The following is a 15,505-nucleotide window of genomic DNA, read 5'->3' as shown; positions in this document are numbered from 1 at the left end:
CCAGGCGGAACCATCAGGAAACCAGAGAAACGTTGCCGCCGGCGTGGCGCTCCAGCCGTCCCGCGAGGTCGAGCTCCAGCAGCACCATCGAGACCTGAGCGGCGCTGAGGCCAGTGTGACGGATCACCTCATCGATCGCCACCGGCGTCGGCCCAAGCGCCTCGAGCACGCCCGTGCGATCGTCCTCGCGCGGCGGCGGCGTTGCCGAGAGATCCGGCGGCTCGGCCAGCGGTGTTATTCTTGGAACACGCGCCCCTGCCAGCGGCGCGATGGCGCTGGAAACATCGGCGGCTTCGGTCACCAGCGTCGCGCCGTCCTTCAGCAGGCCGTTGGAGCCGGCCGCGCGCGGATCGAGCGGCGAACCGGGTACGGCGAAGACCAGGCGGCCCATCTCGCCGGCCAGCCTGGCGCTGATCAGCGAGCCCGAACGTTGCGCCGCTTCGATCACCACCAGCCCCAGCGCCATGCCGGCGACGAGCCGGTTGCGGCGCGGGAAATCCTGCGCGCGCGGCTGCCAGCCGAACGGCATTTCCGAGACGATGGCGCCGCCGTGTTCCGAAATCTCGTTGCAAAGGCCTGCATTCTCGGGCGGGTAGGGCATGTCGAGCCCACCGGCGAGCACGCCGACCGTGCCGCTCGACAGGCTGCCCTGGTGTGCCGCCGTATCGATGCCGCGCGCCAGGCCCGACACGATCGCATAGCCGTCGCGGCCAAGGTCCGCCGCCAGCATCCGCGCCATCTTGACCCCGGCGAGCGAGGCATTGCGGGCGCCGACGATGGCGACCGCCGGCAAACGGAAGACCGCGCCTTCCCCCTTCACCGCAAGCAGCGGCGGCGGATTGTCCATGGTCTTCAGCATAGGCGGGTAGTCGGCTTCGCCGATGCCGACGAAGCGGGCGCCCGCTCGCCTTGCCGCCTCCAGTTCCGCCTCGGCCTCGCCTGCCGTGGGAATGCGGGCGATGCGGTTGGCGCCTCCCGAGATCATCAGTTCGGGCAGCATTTCGAGCGCGGCCTCGGCAGAGCCGAAGCGGTTGATCAATTCGCGGAACGAGGCAGGACCGACATTCGGCGTGCGGATCAGGCGAAGCCAGCTCAGTCGCTGCCGGTCGCTGAGGCGCGGGCCGGCTGCAGGCTTGCTCATCCCTTGGCCCCGATCTTGCCCTCGGTGCCGGCGGTGAGCCGCGAGATGTTTGCCCGATGCTTGACGATCACGATCAGGCTCATCACCGCGAACAAGCCGGCGATGGCGGGCGTGCTGAGGAAATAAAGGGCGATCGGCACCGCCACCGCTGCCGTGAGCGCCGCGAGCGAGGAGTATCGGAAGAGAAAAGCCATGGCGAGCCAGACGACAGCGAAGATCAGCGCCACCTGCCAGGCAAGACCGATCAGCACGCCCAGATAGGTGGCGACCCCTTTGCCGCCCTTGAAGCCGAGCCAGGCCGGAAAGAGATGGCCGATAAAGGCGCCGAAGCCGGCCCAGAGCGCGAATTCCGGCGCGAAGCGGCCGGCGATCAGCACTGCCGCCGTGCCCTTCAGCGCGTCGAGCAGAAGCGTGGCGGCGGCGAGCCCCTTGTTGCCGGTGCGCAGCACGTTGGTGGCGCCGATATTGCCGGAACCGATCTTGCGCACGTCGCCAAGGCCGGCGGCGCGGGTGATCACCAGGCCGAAGGGAATCGAGCCGAGCAGATAGCCGAACAGCAGTGCCAGGATACCGCCATAACCCATTGTTTCCCCCCGCGTTTCCCAGCCGTCCGAAATAGCGCGTTGCGCCGCCGTCGGGCTAAATTGAAAACACTGTGCGGCCCGATACCATTGTTTGCAAGACCTTGCCTTGCAGTCGCGCGCCCTCGAAGCAGGTGTTCTTCGAGCGCGAGCGAAGGCCGCTTTCGCTGACGATCCAGGGCTCGTGCAGATCGACGAGTGCGAGGTCGGCCGCAGCCCCCGGCTTCAGCGTGCCGCCGGGCAGGTTGAACAATTTCGCCGGTGCGGTCGACAGCACCTCGACCAGCCTGATCAGCGAGACGTCGCCATTGTGGTAGAGCCGCAGCGCCGCGCCAAGCAGCGTTTCCAGCCCGATCGCGCCGGCCGCAGCGTCGGCGAAGGGCAGGCGCTTGGTGTCGACATCCTGCGGATCGTGCGAGGAGACGATCAGGTCGACGGTGCCGTCCTTGATCGCCTCGATCATCGCCAGCCGGTCCTCCTCGGCGCGCAGCGGCGGCGTCAGCCGGAAGAAGGTGCGGTATTCGCCGACATCGTTTTCGTTGAGCGAAAGATTGTGGATCGCTACGCCAGCCGTGACGTTGGCGCCGTCCGCCTTTGCCCGGCTCACGGCATTGGCCGCCATCGCCGTCGAGATCTTGGCCGCGTGATAGGCGCCGCGCGTCAGCCGCGCCAAAGCGAGGTCACGCTCCAGCGGGATCGATTCCGCCTCGCGTGGAATGCCGGCAAGGCCGAGCCAGCTTGCGTAGAGGCCCTCATTCATCACGCCCGCCGAAGCAAGGTCGGCGTCCTGCGTCTCATGCGCGATGACACCGCCGAAGTCGCGGGCGTAGGTCAGCGCCCGGCGCATCACCAGGGCGCTGGCGATGGTGTGGCGGCCGTCGGTGAAGGCCACCGCGCCGGCCTCGCGCAGCAGGCCGAACTCGGTCATCTCACGGCCGTCGAGCCCCTTGGTGATCGCCGCCGCCGGAAAGACGTTGACGCTTGCCGTGTCCTTGGCGGTGCGCAGCACGAACTCGACCAGCGCGACATTGTCGATCACCGGATCGGTGTCGGGCATCATGACGATCGAGGTGACGCCGCCCGCCGCTGCCGCCACACTCGCCGAGGCAATCGTCTCGCGATGCTCGCCGCCGGGCTCGCCGATGAAGACGCGGCTATCGATCAAACCTGGAATGACGGTCTTTCCCGCGCAGTCGATGACCGTGGCGCCTTCCGGCACACCCTGGTTCAGCGCCGCCTTGCCGGCGGCCAGGATCTTCCTGCCCTCGACGATGACCGTGCCGACCTCGTCGATCCCGCGCGAGGGATCGACGATATGCGCCTTGCTGAAGACCGTTGTCGTCATGCGCCGCGCCCCTCCTGGTTGCGGCGCGGATCGAGCAGCGCTTCCATCACCGCCATGCGCACGGCGACGCCCATCTCCACTTGTTCCTGGATGACGCTTTGCGGCCCGTCGGCGATCTCAGAGGCGATCTCGACACCGCGGTTCATCGGGCCGGGATGCATGACCAGCGCGTCGCCCTTGGCCGCCTTTAGCTTCTCGGCATCGAGCCCGAAATAGCGGAAATACTCGCGGATCGACGGCACGAAGGCACCTTCCATGCGTTCGCGCTGCAGGCGCAGCATCATCACCACGTCGGCGTCCTTCAGCCCTTCGGCCATCGAGCGCGCGACGATGACGCCCATCCTGTCGATGCCCGAGGGCAGTAGCGTCGAGGGCGCGACGACGCGCACCTGGGCGCCCAGCGCATTGAGCAGCATGATGTTGGATCGGGCGACGCGCGAATGCAGGATGTCGCCGCAGATCGCGACGATCAGCTTCGACAGCGGCCCCTTGGCACGGCGGATGGTCAGCGCGTCGAGCAGCGCCTGCGTCGGATGCTCGTGCGCGCCGTCGCCGGCATTGACGACGGAGCAGCCGACCTTCTGCGCCAGAAGTGCTGCCGCACCCGCCGACTGGTGGCGGATGATGAGGATGTCCGGCCGCATGGCGTTGAGTGTCATCGCCGTGTCGATCAGCGTCTCGCCCTTCTTCACCGAGGAGCTCGCCACCGACATGTTCATCACGTCGGCGCCGAGACGCTTGCCGGCCAATTCGAACGACGACTGCGTGCGGGTCGAGGCCTCGTAGAAGAGGTTGATCTGGGTGCGGCCGCGCAGCGTCGAGGTCTTCTTCTCCGGCTGCCGCGAGATCGCGACGGCCCGGTCCGCCCGGTCGAGCAGCAGCTCGATATCGGCCGGGGAAAGATCGCGGATGCCCAGAAGATGGCGATGAGGGTAGAGCGGCAGGGACGAAGTGTCGGTCATCTCAAGGCGCTGCTATAGGGTGCGGTGTTCCCAGCCGCAAGCACCAGCTTTGGATTGCAGGCTTTCTCCCCGGTATTTTCGTCGCGCGCGCGGCAAAGCTTGGGCTATAACGCGCCGAAGGCTTCGGATTCGTAGCCTTCGCAAGAATAAGGACAGGGCGTGACCGACGACGTGACGAACCAGCCGCCGCCGCTGACGGGCGGCAACGCCTGGCGGGGCGATCCGTTGCTGATCCAGCTTGCCGAGCGCTTTTCAGATCCGGTGCGCAAGGACCTCGACGGGCTCGGCCGTTTCGTGCTGACGCCGGAAGCGCAGGAACTGGCCCGCCTCGCCAACGCCGAGACGCCAAAGCTCAGGACGCATGACCGCCAGGGCCGGCGCATCGACCTGGTCGAGTATCATCCCGCCTACCACGCGCTGATGCGCCGTTCGGTGGCAAATGGGCTGCACTCCTCGGTCTGGGAAAACGGCGACGCCGAAATCGGCCGCCGTCATCAGGTCAGGGCGGCACGCTTCTACATCACCGCCGAGCTGGAGACCGGGCACCTGTGCCCGATCACCATGACCAGCGCCTCGCTGGCGGCGCTGATGGCAAGCCCGAAACTGTTCCGCGAATGGGCGCCGCGCGTGACGACGCGCAAATACGACCAGAGCCAGAAGCCGCCTGTCGAAAAGACCGGGCTCACTCTCGGCATGGGCATGACCGAGAAGCAGGGCGGCACCGATGTGCGCGCCAACGTCACGAGGGCCGAGCGGGCGGGCAGCGGTTTCTATCGCCTGACCGGCCACAAATGGTTCATGTCGGCGCCGATGTCCGATGCCTTCCTGGTGCTCGGGCAGGTGCCGGAAGGGCTTTCGTGCTTTCTCGTTCCACGCATACTTGGCGACGGCTCCGGCAACGGTTTCCGCTTCCAGCGCCTGAAGGACAAGCTTGGCAACCGCTCCAACGGCTCCTCGGAAGTGGAGTTCGTCAACGCCATCGGCGAGATGGTCGGCGACCCCGGTGCCGGCGTCAAGACGATCATGGACATGGTGACGCTGACCAGGCTCGACTGCGCCGTCGCCTCATCGGCGATCATGCGGGCAGGGCTGGCCGAGGCCGTCCACCACACCCGCCACCGCCAGGTGTTCGGCGCCAATCTGGTCGACCAACCGCTGATGCAGCGTGTGCTGGCCGATATGGCGCTCGATGTCGCCGCCGCCACCGCCCTGTCGTTCCGCCTGGCGCGTTCCTTCGACGAGGCAGCCAGCGATCGCGGCGAGGCGGCTTTTGCCCGCGCCATGACGCCGGTGGTCAAATACTGGGTCTGCAAGATCGCGCCGCCGCTGCTCTACGAAGCGATGGAATGCCTCGGCGGCAATGGCTATGTCGAGGAGGCGCCGCTTGCCCGCTACTACCGCGAGGCCCCGGTGAATGCGATCTGGGAAGGCTCCGGCAATGTCATGGCGCTCGACGTGCTGCGCGTGCTCGGCCGCGCGCCGGGCCTGTTCGAGGAGGTGCTGGCCGGCATCGACCGCGACCTCGGCGCTGGCGGCCGCGGTACCATCGGCGTGCTCAAGGCGGCCATGCAGGTAGCTGGCACGGACGAGGGCTCGGCGCGCCTGCTCACCGAGCAACTGGCGCTGTCGGCGGCAGCAGCCGAGCTTCGCCGGCTGGGGGCAGGGCGTATCGCCGACGCCTTCGTCGAGACGCGTCTCGCCGGCCAGTGGCGCAACACCTACGGCATGCTCGATTCACGCCACGACGCTCGCATGATCGTCGATACGCTCTATCCGCCGGTCAATTGAACGGCGCCCGCAGGACCCTTGTTGCGGGCTGTGGATAGCGGTTAACCTTAACGAATGGTTTCCATTGCGGTTGTGGCCCGTAAGGACCACTGTTCTCAGCGAGCAAGGATTGGTTAACCATGCCATCCCTTGCCTCGCGAAGCAGGAATGCCATGCGGCACGCATTGACCTCTTTTCTGGCCTTGCATTGGGCGATCGTTTTCGCCCTGCTGGCCTTCATCTGCATCGACGGAAACCGCGGCATTGCGGCCGCTCTTGCCGTACTCGGCCTCGATGTCGAGAACGGCCACATCACCGGCCTGGAAAACGCTGCCATCGTGGCGCCGCTGTCGATCGCGTTGCTGGTTGTGGCGGTGCTGTTCTGCTGGGCCTTCGTCGAAACGCTGATCAACATAGCGGCAAATCCCGACGCCAGGGACAGTGTCGTGCGCATCGCCTTCATCTCGGCCTCCGGTGTGTTGTCGCTGGTGCTGGTCGGCGGCGCGGCGCAGGGCATCGACGGGCTGTTCATGGTTGTCGCCGTGCAACTGACAGCGCTTCTCGCGTCCTATGTCGCCGTGCTGGCGGAGCAGCGGGTGACGCGGGTGGAAGCATTTGTCGCCGACAACGAAATCCACGCCACCGCCCATGTCATGGCGAAAGGCGCCGCGCACAGTTCGCTGCTGTCACGCATTTCCGGCCGGCCGGAAGCGAATTCGAGGGATGGCCGCTGATGCGTACCCTGTTCGCGCTCTGGGCTGCTCCGCTGCTCCTGTTCTGGGGCTGGTTCTTCCTGTCGCTGAACGACATGAATTTCGGCTATGTGATGCTGAGCCGTCCGCTGCATGACCTGGTGTTCCAGCTCTACGGCGAGATGCTGGGCATCGATCCCGCTCTGATTCCCGGCATGGTGGCGAAAGCCTGCGTCTTCGACGGCTTCCTGCTGATGGCGCTGTGGGCGTTCCGGCGCCGCCGCAACATCGCCGCCTGGGTCAGCAATCGCTGGCAGGGTTCGGTTCCTCAGGAGCGCCTGAGCCAAGTGACTGGAGCCGATCCAGCACTCCCTGCAGAATAAAGGCTGCCGCCGCCGAATCGATCTTGCCGGCGCGCTTCCTGCGCGAAAAATCCATCTCGATCAGCGTCCGCTCGGCCGCGACCGTCGACAGCCTCTCGTCCCAGAGCACGAAGGGGAGGTCGGACAGGGCCGCCATGTTGCGCACGAAGGCCCGCGATTTCTGGGCGCGCGGACCTTCCGACCCGTCCATGTTGACGGGCAGGCCGAGCGCGATCGCGCCGACATTGTCCTTCTGCATCTGGGTGAGCAGGAGGGCCGCGTCGAGCGAGAATTTCCTGCGCATGATGACAGGGCGCGGATGAGCAAAGGCGAGGCCCCGGTCGGAGACCGCCACGCCGATCGTCTTGTCGCCGAGATCGAGCCCGGCCAACGTCCTGCCGCCTTGGAGACGTGCCGGCAAGTCCTCGATCGATATGATGCCCAACGGCTTTCCTCTGACCTCGAGCGCGGCGCACCCTTTTTGACGCACCGTATGTGATGGCACTTTAATTCTGCCCGAGGCGTTCTATCCTCTGGCGCAGCAAAAATCGAGGAAGGCATTGATGAAACTGACCTGGTACGGACATTCGGCATTCCGCGTCGAGACGGCAGGGGCCAATATCTTGATCGACCCCTATCTGATCGGCAATCCGTCCTGGACGGGCGGCTGGGAAGGGCCGGCGGAAGGGGTGACCCATGTGCTCTTGACGCACGGCCACAACGATCACGTCAGCGGCGCGCTGGAGGTTCTGAAGAAGAGCGGCGCCGTCCTGGTCGCCAATTACGAGATCTGCATGTATCTGGTTGGCCAGGGCGCCAGCGGCAGCAAGATCAATCCCGGCAATATCGGCGGCACCGTCGATTGCGGCGCCTTCACCACCACCTTCGTCCAGGCATTGCACTCCTCGTCCTTCGGCGGCGAGGGCGGCACCAACACCTATCTCGGCAATCCCGGCGGCCTCGTCCTGCATTTCCCGGAGGAAAAGACGCTCTACCATATGGGCGACACCGACATCTTCTCCGACATGGCGCTGATCAACGAACTGCACGAGCCGAAAGTCGGCATCGTGCCGATCGGCGACCGCTTCACCATGGGCGGCGCGGTGGCGGCGCTCGCCTGTCGGCGCTTCTTCCGCTTCGACACCGTCGTTCCTTGCCATTTCGGCACCTTCCCGATCATCGACCAGACCGCCGACAAGTTCGTCGCTGGCATGGAGGGCTCCGGCGTCGATGTGGCCTTGCCGGCGATCGGCCAAACCATCACGATATAGGCGCGGGGCACGCCGAGCCGGGACCATTCGTTAGAGAAATGGAATGAAATCATGGCTTTGAGGCAGACACTTTGTGTTTCGATGCTGGTTGCCGCGTCCCCCGCGCCGGCGGCGGAGGACTTCATCGACGGCGTTTATCTGCAGTCCGAGGAGCTGTGCGCGCAGGCCAAGAAGGGCAAGCTGCAGGACGTGATCGAGGCCGGCAACATCGTCCTGTCGGCCCGCGGCCTTGAGGGCGTAGAATACAATTGCGAGTTCCTCCAGGTCACCAAGGCGTCGCGTTCGCCGAGCTGGGCGGTCACCGCCATCTGCCAGGAGCCGGGCTTCGTCTTTCCCGACGTCCTGTCGGTCACCCAAATGAGCCCGAAGCAGATCGACCTTGTCTCGGTTCGGCCGGTCGATGACGAGAGCGAGCAGGCCGGCAATGGCGGCAGCTACTTCCACTGCGAAGGGGTGGCGCTGCCCTAGGCCGAAATCTCAGCCGCGCGCGCATGACGATGCAGGTTGCGCGGCGCGCGCGGCGCCGCTATAGCGCTGGTTTTCCCGAGGCAACAAAAATGTCCGTTGATCTTCAGACAGTGAAGCGCGTCGCGCACCTTGCCCGCATTGCGGTGAGCGAGGAGGACGCCCAGCGCATGACCGGCGAGCTGAACGCCATCCTCGGCTTCGTCGAGCAGTTGAACGAGGTCGACGTTTCCGGCGTCGAGCCGATGACGTCGGTGACGCCGATGGAGATGAAGAAGCGCCTCGATATCGTGACCGACGGCAACAAGGCCGGCGACATCGTCGCCAACGCGCCGGCCACCGAAGAGAACTTCTTCCTTGTCCCGAAGGTGGTGGAGTAACGGTCCGATGGCAATCGAGATCGCCGTCGAGACCGCCTTGCAGGACGATGTGCGCATCCTGGTCGAGGAGCTCAACGCGACGCTGCTCGAACTGACGCCGCCGGAGCACTGCTACCACATGACCGTGGAGGAGATGGCCGGCAAGGACACGACCGTCTTCATCGCGCGCGACAATGGTCTCGCGGTCGGCTGCGGCGCGCTGAAGCGCCACGACAGCGGCATCGGCGAGGTCAAGCGCATGTACACCAGGCCCTCGCATCGCGGCCAGAAGATCGGCGCGAGCATCGTCGAGCAGGTCGAAGCGCTGGCACGCAGCGAGGGGATGACGCGCCTGGTGTTGGAAACCGGCGATCGCCACCCCGCCGCCTGGACTGTCTATCAACGCGCCGGATTCTCGCGGTGCGGCCCGGTGCTGGATTATCCCGACTCCGAATGGTCGGTGTTTTACGAAAAGAGCCTTGCCTGATGAGCGACCTGACACATCTGACGATTTCCGAAGCCCGCGCCAAGCTGCGCGGCAAGGAGATCACCGCCGCCGAGATCACCGGGGCCTATCTCAACGCGATCGAGCGCGCCAATCCGGTGCTGAACGCCTATATCGCGGTCACCGGCGACAAGGCGCGCGACATGGCCAAGGCCTCCGACGCCAAGCTCGCCAAGGGTGAAGGCGGCGCGCTGGAGGGCATCCCGCTCGGCATCAAGGATCTGTTCGGCACCAAAGGCATCCATACCCAGGCCTGCAGCCACGTGCTGGACGGCTTCAAGCCGCGCTATGAATCCACCGTCACCGCCAATCTGTGGGCCGACGGTGCCGTTATGCTGGGCAAGCTCAACATGGACGAGTTCGCCATGGGCTCTTCCAACGAGACCTCCTATTACGGCCCGGTCATCAACCCGTGGCGGCGTTCGCGCCTCGACACGGTGGTGATGCCGACCACGCACCAGGGCGACGGCGGCTTTGTCTCCGCCGGCGGCGCGAGGACCCAGCGCACGCTGGACAATGCCCAGCTGGTGCCCGGCGGCTCGTCGGGCGGGTCGGCTTCGGCCGTCGCGGCCTTCCTCTGCGCCGGCGCCACGGCAACGGACACCGGCGGCTCGATCCGCCAGCCCGCCGCCTTCACCGGCACGGTCGGCATCAAGCCAACCTATGGCCGCTGCTCGCGCTGGGGCATCGTCGCCTTCGCCTCCTCGCTCGACCAGGCCGGACCGATCGCCCGCGACGTGCGCGACGCCGCGATCCTGCTGAAGTCGATGGCCTCCGTCGACCCCAGGGACACGACCTCCGTCGACCGCCCGGTGCCGGATTACGAGGCCGTGATCGGCAAGCCGATCAAGGGCATGAAGGTCGGCATTCCGAAGGAATACCGCGTCGACGGCATGCCGCAGGATATTGAGGCGCTCTGGCAGAAGGGCATTGCCTGGCTGAAGGATGCGGGCGCGGAGATCGTCGACATCTCGCTGCCGCACACCAAATACGCGCTGCCGGCCTATTACATCGTCGCGCCCGCCGAAGCCTCGTCGAACCTCGCCCGCTATGACGGCGTCCGCTTCGGCCTGCGCGTGCCGGGCAAGGACATCATCGACATGTATGAGAAGACCCGCGCCGCCGGCTTCGGCCGCGAGGTCAAGCGCCGCATCATGATCGGCACCTATGTGCTTTCGGCCGGCTATTACGACGCCTACTACCTGCAGGCGCAGAAGGTCCGTACCCTGATCAAGCGCGACTTCGAGAACGCCTTTGCCGCCGGCGTCGACGTCATCCTGACGCCGGCGACACCGTCGGCCGCGTTCGGCGTCGCCGACGAGGACATGGCTTCCGACCCGGTCAAGATGTACCTCAACGACATCTTCACCGTGACCGTCAACATGGCTGGCCTGCCGGGCATTTCGGTGCCCGCCGGTCTCGACGCCAAGGGCCTGCCGCTCGGCCTGCAGCTCATTGGTCGCCCCTTCAACGAGGAGACGCTGTTCCAGACCGCGCATGTCATCGAGCAGGCGGCCGGCAAATTTCAGCCGGAAAAGTGGTGGTAGGGTCGTCCCTCATCTAGCTCATGACCCGAAAAACGGAATCGGTTTTCGGAAAGGATTGTGAGCAAGAGCCAAAGTGTTGCAGCGTCCTTTGCGCGTTAAAAGAATGCGCGGCGCTGTAATGGGGTGAGGGATGTTCTTCTATCTTTCCAAGATATTCTGGTTCTTCATCCAGCCGCTCAACCTGGCGATCTTCCTGCTCTTGGCCGGCCTGGTCGCGGCCGCATTCGGCCGCCGGCGGCTGGCGGCCTCCGGCAGCATGCTCGCCTTCCTGATCCTCGCGCTTTCGGCCTGGACCTCGCTTGGCGCCATGATGCTCAACCCGCTGGAGGAGCGCTTTGCCAAACCGCCGCTGCCGCAAAAGGTCGACGGCATCGTCGTGCTCGGCGGCGGCTTCGAGGGCGCCATCAACCTCGTGCGCGGCGGCTATGAGTTGAACAGCGGCGGCGACCGCATGGTCGAGACGGCGATCCTCGCCCGGCGCTTCCCAGAGGCCAAGGTGGTGGTCTCCGGTGGTACCGGCGAACTGTTCCTGGACGGCGAGGGCGATGCCGACACCGCGCCGCGCCTGCTCGGCGCGCTTGGCGTCAGCGCCGATCGGCTGATCCTCGAGAACAAGTCGCGCAACACCTATGAGAACGCCGTCTTCACAAGGCAGATGGTGGCGCCGAAGCCGGGCGAAACCTGGCTGCTGGTGACCTCGGCCTTCCACATGCCGCGCGCCAAGGCGCTGTTCGACAAGGCCGGCTTTCCGACCATCGCGTGGCCGGTCGACTACCGCACGTCGGGCAAGGAAGGCATCGGCCTGTTCCGCGACAACCCGGCCGATTCGCTGCAGGTGACGACCATGGCGATCCGCGAATGGATCGGGCTCGCCGCCTACTGGCTGTCCGGCCGCATCGACCGGCCCTTCCCGGGCGGCTGACCGATCACGGCCTCTCTCGCGGCCGAGAAGAACTGGCGCCGGACCAGCACCGCCAGCAGCAGCAGCGTCGACAGCACGAACACCACCGGGTCGACGAACCAGCCGAGATAGCCGATCGAGAAGAACACGGCGCGCAGGCCGGAATTGAAATGCTTGCCGGCCAGCATGTTCATCCGTGTCGCGCGCCAGACCGCCGTCTCGCTGACCGGATTGCGCGAGGCCTCGCCGTGCGGGATCGGCACCGCACCGATCAGGATCGAGCAGTAGTTGAACAGCCGGTAGGCCCAGCCGAACTTGAAGAAGGCGAAGGCCAGGATCAGCACCAGGCCGAACACCTTCATCTGGAAGGCCGCGCGCGACGAGGTGGCGCTCAGCGGCAGGTCGCTCAGCACCGTTAGCACCTGGTCGGAGGCGCTGAGCAGCGCGAAGCAGCCGCCGAGGGCGATCAGCGAGGAGGACGCGAAGAAGGCGGTGCCTTGCTGCAGGCCGGTCATGATGGCGGTGTCGACGATGCGGATCTCGCGTTCGGCCATGGTGCGCATCCAGGCCTCGCGCTGCGCGTTCATCGCCGTCGTCAGCGAGATGCGGCTGATGAGCTTGCCGTCGGAGGCCAGCGTATGCAGCACCCACACGGTGAGGAAGAAGGCCAGCGCCGAGAGGTCGGCCGTCGAAAGATGGAAGGAATCGCCCATGCCCCCTTCTACCACAGGCGAGGCGGTCGCTTCGACGGTCGGCTAGGCCGGCAAGGTTTCGGCGGTCTTCACGCGCAAGGCTTCGACGATCATGTCGGTGCTGGTAATCCACCCGAACGCATTCTCGAAATTCCACAGCGTCGACTGGCGGTTGAAGTCGGGACCGGAATGGTTCATCGCGTCCTCGAGCAGGACAGGCCAGAATTCCAGCATGTAGGCGTCGCGCGCGGTCGCGTCGACGCAGACATTGGTGGCAACCCCGGTGAACAGCAGATGGCGGATCTTGCGGGACCGCAGATAGGCTTCCAGGCCGGTGTTGCAAAAGCCGCTGTAGCGGGATTTGCGAATGATATGGTCGGCCGGCTCCGGTCTCAGCGCATCGACGATCTGCCAGTCCCAGCTGTTGTCGATCAACAGCTTGCCGCGCAACTCGGGGCGCTGGCGCATCAGCACCATCCCCAGTTCCTTGTGGTAGTTGGGCGAGGAAATATCTCCCGCGTCGCCGAGATCGGGTCTGTACGACATCTGCAGATAGACCACCGTCATGCCGGCCTTGCGCGCGACGGGAAGCAATCGCTTGTTGGCCTCAATGGCCGGCGCGGCACCCGATATGTCGAAGCCCGCCAGATCGAACATGCCGCCCGCCGAAGCGAAGGCGTTCTGCATGTCCACCACGATGATCGCCGTCTGCGCCGGCACGATGCACACCGGTTCCGGCCTGGCTTCCAATGCAAGCATTGCTTCCTCCCTCGCAACGACATCTGGCGTCGCCGAGAATAGCCCCGCCGGCGTGACCCAGCAATCAATGTCGCTGCCGGAGCAAACAAGGTCGGAGGGCGCGGCGCCGCAATCCGCAAAACAGCGGAAACATCTTGGGAATTCCTATATGTATGCCGGGACGGATTCAGGAGACAGCGGCGCGTGTTCCTTTCGGTTTTCGACCTGTTCAAGATCGGCATAGGGCCATCGAGTTCCCACACGATGGGGCCGATGACCGCCGCGCGGCGTTTTCTGGACGAGATCCTTGCCGGCGACTGGCCGCGGCCGGCCGGCGCCAGGGTCGACCGCATCGGCGCCAGCCTGCACGGCTCGCTCGCCTATACCGGCATCGGCCATGGCTCGGACCGCGCCGTCATACTTGGCCTCGCCGGCGAGACGCCACAGACGGTCGATCCCGACCTTGCCGACGGCATCGTTGCCCGCATCACCGCCGACAAGCGCATCTCGCCGCCCGGCCACCCGGCCTATCGCTTCGATCCCGCCGCCGACCTCGTGCTCGACCGCAAGACCCCGCTCACCGGCCACGCCAACGGCATGGCCTTCTATGCCTACGACGCCGACGACCGGCTGCTGCTCAAGCGCATCTACTATTCGATCGGTGGCGGCTTCGTCGTTTCCGAGGAAGAGCTGCAGCGGATGAAGGCCAAGGGCTCGGTGACGACGGAAGGCAAGAAGGTGCCTTATCCCTTCAAGAACGCCGTCGAGATGCTGAAGATGGCCGCAAAGAGCGGGCTTTCGATTGCCGAGATGAAGCGTGTCAACGAGGAGACGCAGATCTCGAGCGAGGCGCTCGACGCCGGCCTCGACGCCATCTGGAGCGCGATGAAGGGTTGCATCGATCGCGGCCTCTCGCAGGACGGTATCATGCCGGGCGGCTTGAAGGTGCGCCGCCGTGCCCGGCAACTGCACGACAAGCTGCAGGAACAGTGGCAGCAGAACCGGCCGAACCCGTTGCTCGCCAATGACTGGCTCTCGATCTACGCCATGGCGGTCAATGAGGAGAACGCCGCCGGCGGGCGCGTCGTCACGGCGCCGACCAATGGCGCCGCGGGCACGCTGCCGGCGGTGCTGCGCTACTGGCTGCATTTCCATCCGGAAGCCGACCAGCCGAGCATTCGCGACTTCCTGCTGACGGCCGCCGCCGTCGGCGGCATCATCAAGTCCAACGCCTCGATCTCGGGCGCCGAGGTCGGCTGCCAGGGCGAGGTGGGCTCTGCCTCGGCGATGGCGGCGGCGGGCCTGTGCGCGGTTATGGGCGGCACGCCGGAGCAGGTCGAGAATGCCGCCGAGATTGCGCTGGAGCATCATCTCGGCATGACCTGCGACCCGGTCGGCGGGCTGGTGCAGGTACCTTGCATCGAGCGCAATGCGCTGGGCGCTGTGAAGGCGGTGACCGCCGCCTCGCTCGCCATCAAGGGCGACGGCACCCATTTCGTGCCACTTGACGCGGCCATCGAGACCATGCGCCAGACCGGTCTCGACATGAACGAGAAGTACAAGGAAACCAGCCTCGGCGGTCTCGCCGTCAACGTCGTCGAGTGCTGAAAGGCCTGATGCTGGCACTGTGGAGAAGTCGGGCAGGGCCGTTGACGGTTGAGCATGCCGGACTAAACCTTAGGCGATGGCTCTCAATCTCCTAAAACTCTGCGTCGGCTGCGACAGCGTCGAGGATCTCGAAGAGTGGATCGCCTTCCGCCTCGACGAACGGCGGCGCGCCGGCGAACCGGCCGAGCACTGGCACACCACCCGCATGGTGCCGACGCGCGGCGATGAGGTCACCGACGGCGGCTCGCTCTACTGGGTGATCAAGGGCAGCGTGCAATGCCGCCAGCTGATCACCGAGATCCGGCCGTTCACCGACGATGAGGGCATCGGCCGCTGTCATCTCATGCTCGACCCGCAAGTCGTGCGCACCGAATGGCAGCCGCGCCGCGCCTTCCAGGGCTGGCGCTATCTCAAACCCTCCGACGCGCCGGCCGATCTCGGCAAGGGCAGGGCAGGCCTGGTCGAGATGCCGCCGAAGCTCAGGCAGGAGCTGGCCGAGCTGGGATTGCTGTAGGCCCGGCTCTCGCGCTGGCTGGCCCTCCCTATCGCGCCCGATGGGACTTGCAAGC

Annotated in this window: 18 protein-coding genes; 11 read left to right on the top strand and 7 right to left on the bottom strand. The window is 65.8% G+C overall.

Annotated elements, in window-relative coordinates:
• Positions 1-13 precede the first annotated feature (13 nt).
• From dprA to JG743_RS18310, 4 genes are read right to left on the bottom strand one after another with little or no spacing between them, the layout of a single operon-like run.
• Positions 14-1,141: a DNA-processing protein DprA gene (gene dprA / locus JG743_RS18325; RefSeq protein WP_202292198.1), complete on the bottom strand. Its 1,128-nt coding sequence runs from the start codon at positions 1,139-1,141 to the stop codon at positions 14-16.
• Complete coding sequence (gene plsY, locus JG743_RS18320) at positions 1,138-1,725, bottom strand: glycerol-3-phosphate 1-O-acyltransferase PlsY (protein ID WP_202292197.1); 588 nt, start codon at positions 1,723-1,725, stop codon at positions 1,138-1,140. The genes dprA and plsY overlap by 4 nt, the downstream gene beginning before the upstream one ends.
• 55 nt (positions 1,726-1,780) lie before the next feature.
• Positions 1,781-3,067 carry a dihydroorotase gene (locus JG743_RS18315; protein ID WP_202292196.1) on the bottom strand — a complete coding sequence of 429 codons (1,287 nt, stop codon included), beginning with the start codon at positions 3,065-3,067 and terminating at the stop codon, positions 1,781-1,783.
• Positions 3,064-4,029 (bottom strand): aspartate carbamoyltransferase catalytic subunit, encoded by a 966-nt coding sequence (locus JG743_RS18310; protein WP_202292195.1) that lies wholly within the window; start codon positions 4,027-4,029, stop codon positions 3,064-3,066. The genes JG743_RS18315 and JG743_RS18310 overlap by 4 nt, the downstream gene beginning before the upstream one ends.
• Before the next feature lie 159 nt (positions 4,030-4,188).
• Here JG743_RS18310 and JG743_RS18305 point away from each other — a divergent pair, with 159 nt between their 5' ends.
• From JG743_RS18305 to JG743_RS18295, 3 genes are all read left to right on the top strand, one after another.
• Positions 4,189-5,817, top strand: coding sequence for a DNA alkylation response protein (locus JG743_RS18305; RefSeq protein ID WP_202292194.1), 1,629 nt, complete (start codon positions 4,189-4,191; stop codon positions 5,815-5,817).
• 152 nt (positions 5,818-5,969) lie between these two features.
• Positions 5,970-6,530 (top strand): hypothetical protein, encoded by a 561-nt coding sequence (locus JG743_RS18300; RefSeq protein WP_202292193.1) that lies wholly within the window; start codon positions 5,970-5,972, stop codon positions 6,528-6,530.
• Complete coding sequence (locus tag JG743_RS18295) at positions 6,530-6,871, top strand: DUF6105 family protein (protein ID WP_202292192.1); 342 nt, start codon at positions 6,530-6,532, stop codon at positions 6,869-6,871. Before JG743_RS18300 ends, JG743_RS18295 begins: the two co-directional genes overlap by 1 nt.
• On the opposite strand, the gene ruvX is transcribed toward JG743_RS18295, so the two are convergent.
• Positions 6,789-7,295: a Holliday junction resolvase RuvX gene (ruvX, locus tag JG743_RS18290; protein WP_202292191.1), complete on the bottom strand. Its 507-nt coding sequence runs from the start codon at positions 7,293-7,295 to the stop codon at positions 6,789-6,791. The two genes, JG743_RS18295 and ruvX, sit on opposite strands and share 83 nt — an antisense overlap.
• A gap of 118 nt (positions 7,296-7,413) precedes the next feature.
• Between ruvX and JG743_RS18285 the strand changes: the two genes are divergently transcribed.
• From JG743_RS18285 to JG743_RS18260, 6 genes are all read left to right on the top strand, one after another.
• Entirely contained in the window at positions 7,414-8,121 is a 708-nt protein-coding gene (locus JG743_RS18285; protein WP_202292190.1) for a metal-dependent hydrolase, read from the top strand.
• Positions 8,122-8,172: 51 nt separating this feature from the next.
• A complete protein-coding gene (locus tag JG743_RS18280; RefSeq protein WP_202292189.1) occupies positions 8,173-8,589 on the top strand; it encodes a hypothetical protein in 417 nt (138 codons plus the stop codon).
• An 89-nt stretch (positions 8,590-8,678) separates the two neighbouring features.
• The gene (gene gatC, locus JG743_RS18275; RefSeq protein ID WP_202292188.1) at positions 8,679-8,966 is read left to right on the top strand and encodes an Asp-tRNA(Asn)/Glu-tRNA(Gln) amidotransferase subunit GatC; all 288 of its coding nucleotides are present in this window, start codon (positions 8,679-8,681) and stop codon (positions 8,964-8,966) included.
• 7 nt (positions 8,967-8,973) lie between these two features.
• The gene (locus JG743_RS18270; RefSeq protein WP_202292187.1) at positions 8,974-9,432 is read left to right on the top strand and encodes a GNAT family N-acetyltransferase; all 459 of its coding nucleotides are present in this window, start codon (positions 8,974-8,976) and stop codon (positions 9,430-9,432) included.
• Positions 9,432-10,997 (top strand): amidase, encoded by a 1,566-nt coding sequence (locus JG743_RS18265; protein WP_202292186.1) that lies wholly within the window; start codon positions 9,432-9,434, stop codon positions 10,995-10,997. The genes JG743_RS18270 and JG743_RS18265 overlap by 1 nt, the downstream gene beginning before the upstream one ends.
• 130 nt (positions 10,998-11,127) lie before the next feature.
• Positions 11,128-11,919 carry a YdcF family protein gene (locus JG743_RS18260; protein WP_202292185.1) on the top strand — a complete coding sequence of 264 codons (792 nt, stop codon included), beginning with the start codon at positions 11,128-11,130 and terminating at the stop codon, positions 11,917-11,919.
• Here the strand turns inward: JG743_RS18260 and JG743_RS18255 are convergent.
• Together JG743_RS18255 and JG743_RS18250 are read right to left on the bottom strand one after the other, a co-directional pair.
• Positions 11,874-12,611 carry a DUF599 domain-containing protein gene (locus tag JG743_RS18255; protein ID WP_202292184.1) on the bottom strand — a complete coding sequence of 246 codons (738 nt, stop codon included), beginning with the start codon at positions 12,609-12,611 and terminating at the stop codon, positions 11,874-11,876. The two genes, JG743_RS18260 and JG743_RS18255, sit on opposite strands and share 46 nt — an antisense overlap.
• A gap of 42 nt (positions 12,612-12,653) precedes the next feature.
• Complete coding sequence (locus JG743_RS18250) at positions 12,654-13,349, bottom strand: cysteine hydrolase family protein (RefSeq protein ID WP_202292183.1); 696 nt, start codon at positions 13,347-13,349, stop codon at positions 12,654-12,656.
• 183 nt (positions 13,350-13,532) lie between these two features.
• Between JG743_RS18250 and JG743_RS18245 the strand changes: the two genes are divergently transcribed.
• Both JG743_RS18245 and JG743_RS18240 read left to right on the top strand, forming a co-directional pair.
• The gene (locus JG743_RS18245; RefSeq protein WP_202292182.1) at positions 13,533-14,936 is read left to right on the top strand and encodes an L-serine ammonia-lyase; all 1,404 of its coding nucleotides are present in this window, start codon (positions 13,533-13,535) and stop codon (positions 14,934-14,936) included.
• A 76-nt stretch (positions 14,937-15,012) separates the two neighbouring features.
• Entirely contained in the window at positions 15,013-15,450 is a 438-nt protein-coding gene (locus tag JG743_RS18240; protein ID WP_202292181.1) for a DUF1489 family protein, read from the top strand.
• Positions 15,451-15,505: the final 55 nt, after the last annotated feature.

Origin of the sequence: Mesorhizobium sp. 131-2-1 (assembly GCF_016756535.1) — a bacterium.
In the GTDB taxonomy this organism is placed as follows: Bacteria; Pseudomonadota; Alphaproteobacteria; order Rhizobiales; family Rhizobiaceae; genus Mesorhizobium.
Note: the sequence above shows the minus strand (reverse complement) of the source record. Positions and strands in the feature narration are given on the sequence as shown.